3 protein-coding genes are annotated in these 923 nt (G+C 61.8%); all 3 read right to left on the bottom strand.

Going from position 1 to position 923, the window contains the following annotated elements; genetic code table 11:
* Positions 1-178 precede the first annotated feature (178 nt).
* Positions 179-325: a hypothetical protein gene (locus tag NDR87_RS37075; protein WP_251941270.1), complete on the bottom strand. Its 147-nt coding sequence runs from the start codon at positions 323-325 to the stop codon at positions 179-181.
* Positions 322-459: a hypothetical protein gene (locus NDR87_RS37070; RefSeq protein ID WP_251941272.1), complete on the bottom strand. Its 138-nt coding sequence runs from the start codon at positions 457-459 to the stop codon at positions 322-324. The genes NDR87_RS37075 and NDR87_RS37070 overlap by 4 nt, the downstream gene beginning before the upstream one ends.
* An 87-nt stretch (positions 460-546) precedes the next feature.
* Positions 547-837 (bottom strand): hypothetical protein, encoded by a 291-nt coding sequence (locus tag NDR87_RS37065; RefSeq protein ID WP_251919023.1) that lies wholly within the window; start codon positions 835-837, stop codon positions 547-549.
* Positions 838-923 lie beyond the last annotated feature (86 nt).

Here is a 923-nt window from a genome sequence, read left to right as displayed (position 1 = left end):
TTTGCCGAATGCGGCACCGGTTGATGTCTCCCACCAGCCGTGTTCGTGTTCTGTCTCTTCGTGGTCGATTCCGTGAAGCAACTCGTCTATCCAGTTCAGGTCTGGTTCGGGGTTGCTGGTCACGGCTGACCACCCACTCTGTTGTTGGGTTCCCGCCCGCTCGGTTCGTGCTCGGTGCTCATTCGGTCAGCTCCTCGGTGAGAACTTCCGCGCCGCAGCGGGGGCATTCGATCCGCGCGTCGTCGTCCGACTGGCTGTAGGTGTGTCGGCCGCCGTCGTAGCAGGGATAGGCTGGGTCTTCGTTGAGGGCGGCGGGGTCGATCACTGCTCCACTTCCACTCCATCGATATCGAAGCTGATGGGCGCGTCCTCGCAGGCGTCCAAGATCTTCGCCTTGACGGCTGCTTCGCTGAGGGGGTCGTCCTCGAAGACGCGCAGGGTGACCTTGTAGGTTGGCATGGTTGGAATCTCCTTACCGCACAATGGTTTTCGGCAACCATCCGGAATTTCCGGAGAGTTCGGCGGGCTGGCCGCCGGTATGTTGGCTTATGGGCGTTCGGGATGTTCGTTCGCCTTGGCGTGGACTCTGGCACCGAGCTTGGTCAGTCCGGAAATCTCCCATCGCAACACAAGTCCACCCGATTCGGTTCGCTGCCAACGATCGGCGACCGTGATCAGGCCGCGCTCGCGTAGCAGTCGGACAGTGAGCGTCGATGTGTAGCCGCCCCACCCGTACTCAAGGCGTCCGCGGCGGTCGACCTCATCCAGGTAGCGCCACTGGGTATATGTGAGCCGCTGTGGACGGCCGCGGCTATCTTCGTACTGGATCGACCGCATCGTTCGAACTCCTCGAATGACTCTGGCCTTGCTCGGTCAGGGCTCGATCTCCTCACCATCGGCCAGCAGTCGCACCGTGAAACCGA

The sequence above is a fragment of the Nocardia sp. CDC159 genome, from assembly GCF_023740735.1.
Classification (GTDB): Bacteria; Actinomycetota; Actinomycetes; order Mycobacteriales; family Mycobacteriaceae; genus Nocardia; species Nocardia pulmonis.
Note: the sequence above shows the minus strand (reverse complement) of the source record. Positions and strands in the feature narration are given on the sequence as shown.